The organism is Myxococcus sp. AM011 (genome assembly GCF_013372595.1).
Lineage (GTDB): Bacteria > Myxococcota > Myxococcia > Myxococcales > Myxococcaceae > Myxococcus > Myxococcus eversor.
Map to the genome: position 1 here is coordinate 1 of NZ_JABXEM010000370.1, position 8,580 is coordinate 8,580.

General features: G+C 66.9%; 6 protein-coding genes. 1 reads left to right on the forward strand and 5 read right to left on the reverse strand.

The annotated features are described in order from the left end of the window. On the reverse strand, nucleotides 1–1,126 hold a 1,126-nt coding region (locus tag HUW62_RS43485), incomplete at its 3' end, for a S1C family serine protease (RefSeq protein WP_176437794.1). 244 nt (nucleotides 1,127–1,370) lie between these two features. Between HUW62_RS43485 and HUW62_RS43490 the strand changes: the two genes are divergently transcribed. Then, nucleotides 1,371–2,006 carry a response regulator gene (locus tag HUW62_RS43490; protein WP_163865103.1) on the forward strand — a complete coding sequence of 212 codons (636 nt, stop codon included), beginning with the start codon at nucleotides 1,371–1,373 and terminating at the stop codon, nucleotides 2,004–2,006. Between the two features lie 4 nt (nucleotides 2,007–2,010). Here HUW62_RS43490 and HUW62_RS43495 read toward each other — a convergent pair whose 3' ends face one another. The 4 genes from HUW62_RS43495 to HUW62_RS43510 all read right to left on the reverse strand — a co-directional run bounded on the left by HUW62_RS43495 (nucleotide 2,011) and on the right by HUW62_RS43510 (nucleotide 8,467). Further along, entirely contained in the window at nucleotides 2,011–3,048 is a 1,038-nt protein-coding gene (locus HUW62_RS43495; protein ID WP_163865104.1) for an agmatinase family protein, read from the reverse strand. Between the two features lie 43 nt (nucleotides 3,049–3,091). Next, the gene (locus tag HUW62_RS43500) at nucleotides 3,092–4,588 is read right to left on the reverse strand and encodes a DUF4215 domain-containing cysteine-rich repeat protein (protein ID WP_163865105.1); all 1,497 of its coding nucleotides are present in this window, start codon (nucleotides 4,586–4,588) and stop codon (nucleotides 3,092–3,094) included. Nucleotides 4,589–4,599: 11 nt separating this feature from the next. Further along, entirely contained in the window at nucleotides 4,600–5,541 is a 942-nt protein-coding gene (locus HUW62_RS43505; protein ID WP_163865106.1) for a PEGA domain-containing protein, read from the reverse strand. Nucleotides 5,542–5,632: 91 nt separating this feature from the next. Beyond that, complete coding sequence (locus HUW62_RS43510; RefSeq protein WP_176437795.1) at nucleotides 5,633–8,467, reverse strand: serine/threonine-protein kinase; 2,835 nt, start codon at nucleotides 8,465–8,467, stop codon at nucleotides 5,633–5,635. Nucleotides 8,468–8,580 lie beyond the last annotated feature (113 nt).

The following is an 8,580-nucleotide window of genomic DNA, read 5'->3' on the forward strand; positions in this document are numbered from 1 at the left end:
GGGCCAACACCCCCCGCGTCTCCTTCACTTTGAGTCCTAGTCGGTCCCAGGCGAGGGACTCCACCATGCGAGGGGGGAACTCGGAGGGGGCGAGCTGGAGGGTGCGAGTGGCGCCCTCGCGGAAGAGGACGAGGGGGAAGGCGGAGCGGGCGGGGTAGCCGCGCACGCGGGTGTCGAAGTCCTCGGCGTCCTGGATGCGGGAGCCGCCCAGCTCCGCGACGATGTCCCCGCGCTTCACGCCCGCCTGGTCCGCGGGGCTGCCTGTCTCCACGGCCGTCACGAGCGCGCCGTAGGAGCGGTCCCACCCGAGCTGCCGGGCCGCGCGCGGCGTCAGGTCCACGGCGTCCAGGCCCACCCACGACGGGCGCACCTTTCCGAAGCGGGTCAGCTCGTCGACGATGCGGCGCACCTTGTCGGCGGGGATGGCGAAGCCGATGCCCTGCGCGCCGCCGCCGAAGATGGCGGTGTTGATGCCGATGATTTCGCCGTCCACGTTGAGCAGCGGGCCGCCCGAGTTGCCGGGGTTGATGGCCGCGTCCGTCTGGACGAAGTCGTTGTACACGCGGTTGTCCGCGCGGAAGGTGCGGCCCACGGCGGACACGACGCCCGCCGTCACCGTCTTGCTCAGGCCGAACGGGCTGCCGATGGCGACCACCGTCTCGCCAATCATCAGGTCCGCGCTCGTGCCCAGTCGGGCGATGGGCAGCGCCTCCTTCGCCGTCACCTTGAGCACGGCCAAATCATTGCCCGCGTCGCTGCCGATGACCTCCGCGTCGTACGAGCGACCGTCCGCGAGCACGACGTGGATGGCGGACGCGCCCCGGATGACGTGGTCATTGGTGACGATGATGCCCGTCGGGTCGATGATGACGCCGCTGCCCAGGCCCTCGATTTTCTGGCGGCCCTGCTCGCCGCCGCCCATGCCCCCGAAGAACTCCTCCAGCGGAGAACGGCGGCGGAAGCGCGACTCCACCTCCTGTTCGGTGCCGATGTAGACGACGGCCGGGGAGACCTTCTGGACGACCTCCACGACGGCGTCGCGACGCCGGGCCATGTCCGCGCTCGCGCCGCTGGACGCCAACAGCGCCACCACCAAGGGTCCCCACCTCATGACTCCAGCCTTCATGTACGCCCTCCGTGTGCCCGCAGCGGATTGTCCGGCGAATGACACGCAGACTGTCGGGAAGCTGGCGTCATTCCCACGATTCGCTGGAGGCAATGCAGTGCCTTTCATAATCCAGTCCGCACGTCCGTGAACGATTGCATCTCCGGGAGGTGGCTGTTCCCCGAGGATTTCGGTTCATCCCAGGGGCAGGCCGAAGTCCTGGCGGCGTGGCTTGGGGGCCGCGCTGGAGCGGAGGAGCGGAAGAATGAGTCTCGTCCTGGTCGCGGATGATGAGCCCGCGGTGCTGGAAGTTCTCAGTCAGGTGGTGGAGGACCTGGGTCACGAGGTGGTGAAGGCGCGAGACGGCGAGGAGGCCCTGGAGCTGGCCCGGGCGTGTCGCCCACACCTGGTGGTGACGGACCACATGATGCCTCGGCTGAGCGGGGTGGAGCTGTGCCGTCGGCTGAAGCGGGACGTGGACCTCAAGGACGTGCCCGTCATCCTGTTGAGCGCGGTGTTGCCGCAGGGTGCGCCGGAGGCGCATGCGTTCCTGCACAAGCCCTTCGAAATCACGGACTTCGAGGCGCTCATCCACCAGTCGCTCGCGAACGCGCCGAAGCCCGCGTCGAGGGTGGAGGGTCCGCCCGGGGCCACGCTGAGCCAGTGGGCGGCGAGGGCGCTGCAGGGGCCGCTGGAGGAGGCCCGGCGGCAGCTCCGGCTGCTGGAGACGGGGCCGTCGGTGGACCGAGCCGCGCTGGAGATGTTGCGAGCGCAGCTCGAGTCGATGGACGTGGTGGCGTCGGAGCTGGCGCGCCTGCAGGGGGGCGCGCTGTCCGTGGAGTCGCAGGTGGTGCGGGGCCTGACGTTTGGCTCGCGGGTGCCGAAGGGGAGCGTGAGCTGAGGGCTCAGGCCTTCTGGGACTTCAGCATCCAGCCAATCATCTTGTAGAGCAGGCGGGCGCCGACGTTGCCGTCCCACTCGCTGCCTTCGGGGTCCGGGGCGACTTCCGTCAGGTCGAAGCCGACGATGGTGCGTCCGGAGCGGACAACGCCGGAGATGAGGGCGATGGCCTCGGGGAAGGAGAGGCCGCCGGGCACGGGCGTGCCGGTGTGGGGGCAGAGGACGGGGTCCAGGCCGTCGATGTCGAAGGAGAGGTAGACCTGCTGGGGGAGCAGGGCGACCATCTCATCGACCTGGCGGTTCCAGGGGATGCCGTCGAAGCGCTTGTTCTGGAGGGCGGCGTCGAAGAAGCCGTGGACGCGGCCCTTGGAGTCCTCGATGTAGCGGTGCTCTTCCTGGCTCATGTCGCGCAGGCCGACCTGGACGAGCGTCTTCACGCCGGGGAGGCGCTCGGAGACGTTGTACATGATGGACGCGTGGGACCAGGTGAAGCCCTCGTAGGCGACGCGCAGGTCGGCGTGGGCGTCGAGGTGGAGGACGCCGAGGCCGGGGTATTTCTCCGCGTGGGCGCGGATGATGCCGAAGGAGATGGAGTGGTCTCCGCCGACGGCGGCGACGCGCTTGCCCTGGTCGAGCCAGTGCTTGGTGGTGCGGTAGACCAGCTCGTTCATCTGGTCACAGAGGGCGTTGACGTCGCGAGCGGCGGCGAGGAGCTCGGGTTCGCCGGAGTGGATGCCGCCGGCCTCGATGACGACCTGGGCGCGCTCCTTGGCGCGGGTGTTCCAGTCGCGGAGCTCCTCGGACTCGGGGAGCATGGCGATGCCGCGCTCGTAGGGGCGGCCGGTTTCGACGTCGAAGAGGTCGACCTGTCTGCTGGCGTCGAGGACGGCGGCGGGCCCCTCGGAGGTGCCGCCGCCGTAGCTGGTGGTGGCCTCGAAGGGGACGGGGATGAGGACGACGTGCGCCTCATCGGGGGAGTGGGGGAGTCCGAAGACGCCGGAACCCGGCTGCGCCGCGGCGCTGGGGTCGAAGTGGGTGGCCATGGCGGCGGAGGATAAGGGGCCGGGGTCCGGGTGCAACTGTCCGTTAGGGGGACGGTTTGGTGAGCGCGCACTTTCCCCTGATGTTCCCCTCATCCTTCTGACACAGGGAGCCGGGGCCACAGTCATGGTGGGCCTCGCATCCCATGTCGACCGGGCAGTCGAATCCTTGGCCACCGCTCAAGGACTTCACGACGAACTCGCTGTCCGCCACGGATTCGATGATGAGCTGGTTGCCGAACGACCCCTGCTCTTGATGTGTGAGATGGATGGTGCCGCCGTCGGTGGTGACTGTCAGGCGCAGCAGAGGATGCGCCGATCCACTTCCGGCATCTGCTCCCGCATCGGGTGAAGCACATGTTGAGTCAATTGCGGCAGCGAGAGCGGTGATGACTTCTTTGGGCCCTGCACCAGCGTCGACGTTGACGCCAATGTGGGCGTCCGGCACGGTGCCTGTTGTGTCGAACTCGAAAACGAGTCGGCTGTGGCTGTCGCCAATGCTGACGATTTCTTTGTCGAGCACGCCACCGTCAGCGCTGATGTGGATGGTCCCCGTGGCTCTCCCGGCCTGCTGAACGACCGTGCAATCCGCGCTGCAGGTTCCGCACGAGTCAGAATTCCCATCGTCGCAGGTTTCGTGTCGTGCACCTTCGTTGTCGTTGGTGTGACCGTCGCCACATTTCGCGAGCTTGCAGAGGTCGACGCAATCATCGTTGTCGAGGTGGTTGCCGTCATCGCACTCTTCACCAGGGTCGAGAATGCCATTGTGACATTCCTCGTCAGAGTGACAGTCCGCACGGCAGCCATCGCCACTCTGGGTGTTGCCATCGTCGCACACCTCACCCAGGTGCTTGTCGACGACGTTGTTGCCGCATCGCTCGGTGGAACGACAATCTGCGCTGCAGCCGTCTGCTGATTCGCGGTTGCCGTCGTCGCACGTCTCACCGATGACTGTGTCGAGCACCCCGTTTCCACAGGTCTCGTCGGAGCGACAGTCTCGGCTACATCCGTCACCGCTCTGCTTGTTCTCGTCGTCGCAGCGTTCCCCCCACTCAGTATTGACGACGCCGTCCCCACACTTCTCCTTGGATTTGCAATCCGCGGAGCATCCGTCGCCACTCTGGTTGTTCCCGTCGTCACAGGCCTCCGTAGGTGCGTCGACGAAGCCGTTGCCGCAGGTTTCATCGGAGAGGCAGTTGGCGCTGCATCTATCAAGGTCCTGTTGGTTGCCATCGTCGCATTTCTCTCCAATGCCTATTTGTTGTACGCCATCTCCGCAGAATTCAAGGATACAGTCGCTTCGGCAGCCATCGCCATTCAAGTCGTTGCCGTCGTCGCATTCCTCGTTGCTGTCCTTGGTGTTGTCGCCGCATGTGTTGCCAATGCACGAGTTTCCATGGGGGGAACACGTGTATCCAGGAGGGCATATCCGTCCATTGGCACAAGAGTCGCTTTGAGGTTCGACGCAGGCCACTAACGGCACAATCACGAGAGCGAGGCTGACCACGGTCATGCGACCGAGGGATATGTCGATACAGTGCATGAGCCACCTCTTCAGAAAAGGACTGTACCCACGACGCCCTTCGACTCGGCGTCGACAGCGGGGGCGATGACCATCGTGGGTCCCTGTTCCGCGGGATTGATGCGGTATGCCCGCTGGCGATTGAGATAGAGCAGCACCGTCCCTGTCACGACGGCGGCACCCCCGAGTGAATAGGCACCTACGGCTCCTGCCTGGAGCCTGGACCCGGTTCTCCGAAGTCCCTCCAGTTCGGGGGTCATTTGACGTCCCCCGGGAGGGATTCGCGAGTCGAAGTCCCGGAAGGACCCATTCGCCTTCCAGTGCAGCACTCCACCACCGCCAGCTGCCGCCAGCCCAGCGCCGAGCACCGTCCACGGAATCCACGCAGCCCACTGGCGCCGATACCGGATGACCTCGTCCTCCGTGTACAGCTCCAGGTCCAACTCCGCCTTCTCCCCAGGCATCAACGGCTGGCGCTTCTCCGTCGGCAGATACCCATCCTTGAAGGCCACGATGCTGTGAACACCGGGCCGGATGAACGCCTGATACCTCCCGGGCGCCTTGAACAGCGATTGCCCATTCAGCGTCACAATCGCCCCCTCTTCGTCACACTTCACATCCACCCAAGCAAGCTGCTTCTCCAGGAGCGCGTTGTACGAGCGTGCATGCTCATACCGACCGGAGTCGAGCGGCTCGGGTCCATGGCCCACCGCTGCCTTCAGGTGCTTGTAGACTTCAATGGGCTGATCGAGGTTCATCAGCGCCAGGGCCAGGTTGTAGTGAATCGCAGGGTGGTTCCAGTGCCGCAGGGCCCGGCGGTAGTTCCGAGTCGCCTCGACGAACACCGACTCACGCAGTCGCTCATTCCCCTCGAAGAAGAGCGCCTGGGCCGCCTGCTGTTCATCCCGTGGTACCCCCAGCGCCCACGGCCGGTTTCCTCCAACATCCAGTGGCGTGTCCACACGCTGCGCCATGGACGCACTCGCCCATGACACAAGCAACACCACGGCCAGCCCGCGTCCACGCGAGCCACATTTCCGAATCGACGTCATGGGTGCCTCAGCCTTACTTCAAGGTTTCGATGAAAGAGCTTCCGAGCGTGGACTCGATGCGCAGCGTCCGTTCCTGCTCACGTTGCAGCAGTCGTTCAGCCTCGGCGCGAGCCTGTCGAGCCTGCTGCGCACTGTGCTCGGCCTGTCGCAGTGCCTCGTTCGCCCGATACTGCGCCCATCGCGCCCGGAGAACCGCCTTGCTCAGCTCGGTGTTCTTCTTCACCAGTTCGTCGTGGGTCGACTCGATCCGCAGATTGGCCGCATCGACCTGAAGCTGTGCCTCCTGCCGGGCCAGCTCCTTGGCCTGGACCTCCGCCAGTCGCTCCTCTGCCTCCGCCGCCGAGCGCTTCGCCAGGAACTCCGCGTTGCGAGCCGCCGCCTCCGCACGCAGCGCGATGATGGCCTGCTGCTCCGCCTCCTGCTGTGCCTCCCGGATGACCACCAGCGCCACCGCCGCAGAGGCGAACAACACCGTCACCAACGTCACCACGCCGACAACAAACGCTCGCTTCATCCGCGCCGACCGCGTCGCCTGCGCCGACACCGCCTCCAGAAACGCCCGCTGCAACACCGGCAGCTCCCCCCGATACCGCCGCTGGAACCTCCGCGCCTCATCCGCCATCTCGCCGCGCCAGAGCAGCCCACTGTCCCGAGCCTTCGCCTGCCACTGCCGAGCCGCGTTCCTCAACTGCTCCAGGAACGCCGAGTCCTCCTGTCCCTCCTCGAGCCACCTGCGCAGCGTGGGCCACCCCGAGATGAGCGACTCATGGACCAGCTCCACCGACGCGCCCGTGGCCTTGGTCCCCGTCTGGATGACGAGCAGTCGCGCCTGGACCAGACTGTCGATGAGCCGCTGAAGCTCGTCCGCATCCCGGGTCAACTCGCGCAGCTCCTCCAGCGACACAATCGCCCGCGTCTTCTCCGACGTGACGAGCCGCAGGAAGATCGCCCGAGCCAGCGCCCGCTCTGGAGAAGTCATCCCCGCGAGCACGCTGTCCGCATGCGTCGCGAGCGCCCCCGCGATTCCGCCGAGCTGCTGGAACGCGCTCTCTGTCAACATCCGGCGAGACGGGTCTCTCGCCTCCCAGAGTCGGGTGGCCGCGAACTGGAGCAGGGGCAGGGCGCCCGGCGTCGTCTCCAGGTGCTGGAGCATCTGGTCCACCATCTGGGGAGACTCGAAGCGATAACCCGCCATCTCCGCGGGCTGCACGAGCGCGTCCCGCAGTCCTTCCTTCTGCGGCGCCGTCAGGAAGAACAACCCTGGAGACAGCTCCGCCATGAAGCGCTCGTCCTCCGAGACACGGTCCAGGAAGTCGGAGCGCAAGGACAGCACGACGCGGATGGGAGACGTCGCGTCGTCGGCGATGCCAGACAGGCAGGCCGTGAAGGCACGGCGCTCCCGCGCATCGGGCACCTGCGTATAGAGCTCCTCGAACTGGTCGATGAACAACACGATGCGCCGACGCTCGCGACGGGCACGGGCTCGCAGGACGGCGCCCACGTACCCCGGCTCCACCCGCAGATGCGCGGTGATCTGCTGCTGCTTGCGGAGGTCCTCCTCAAGAGTCGGTGACGAAGTGACGAGCGGCGCCACCATGCTGGCCAGGGCCCCGAGCGGGTCTCTCCCAGGGCGGATGATGAGCGACTCCCAGGGGATTCCCGTCCGCTTCAGCACGGGCACCAGGCCCGCGCGCACGAACGAGGACTTCCCCGCACCCGACGGACCGACGACCGCGAGCAGGGGCTGGTCCTGCAACCGATTGACGAGCGCGGCGGTCTCCCGCGAGCGGCCGAAGAACCGCGCCGAGTCCGCCTCCTGGAACGAGCCGAGGCCCGCATACGGGCTCTCATCGAGCCCCGCCTCGTGGACGAACCGGCCTGGGAGGAACGGCTCCAGGGCCCGCAGCACCGCGAGCGCATCCGGGAAGCGCTGCTCCTTGTGCTTGAGCAGGCACCGGTCGACGACGGCGGCGAGCTCGGCGGGGACATCCGGGAGCAAGGCCCGGAGCGACGGCATGGGCTCCTGGAGCAGCGCGGTGACCATCAACTGCGGACCCCGCAGGGGCTCCAGCGGATGACGTCCCGTGAGCATCCGGAACAGCATGATGCCGACCGCCCAGATATCCGTGCGGTGGTCGACGGGGATGCCGTTCCCCCACTGCTCCGGAGACATGTACGCGAGCGTCCCGAGCAACGCGCCCTGTCGCGTCAGGTGGATGGATTCATCCCGAGGCCCCGGTGGAGGAACCAGCCGCAGCCCCTCCAGGAGCGCACGCGGGTCCGTCTCGCCGCGATGCTCGTCCCCCTGGAGCACCTTCGCGATACCGAAGTCCAGCACCTTGATGGTGCCGGAGTCCGTCACGATGATGTTCTCCGGCTTGAGGTCTCGGTGGACAATCTTGTGCGCGTGCGCGCAGGACAGGGCGCGGAGGATGGGCGACACCAGCTCCACGGCGCGCGACGGGGGCAGTCGCGGGCTGCTCTTCAGAATCTTGTTGAGCGGCTGGCCCTGCAGGTACTCCAGCACCATGTACGGGGTGGCGTTGGCCTCGCCGACCTCGTAGATGATGACGATGTTCTCATGGCTGCACCGCGCGGTGGTGCGGGCCTCGAGGATGAAGCGGCGGGCGAACTGCGCGTCCTGCGTGTGCAGCAGCTTGATGGCGACGCGCCGGCCCAGCCGGGTGTCTCGCGCGAGGAAGACGGTTCCCATGCCTCCGCTGCCGAGCTGCCGAATCAGCTCGTAGTGCTGGATGCGCGCCCCCGGGCCAAAGGCAGCCAGGGTTCCGGGCGGAGGAACAAGGGGAATGGGCGCACTGCGGGCGGTTTGAGTGGGTTCTGGCTTCATGGGGTACTCGGAAGAGGCAGGGGGGCCTCGGGAAAGCGCGAGCGGCCCATCGCCCCCGCGAAGGGTGCGGGCCGTGCTTCAGCGAATCTCGATGAGGGCGGGCCGACAGGGAG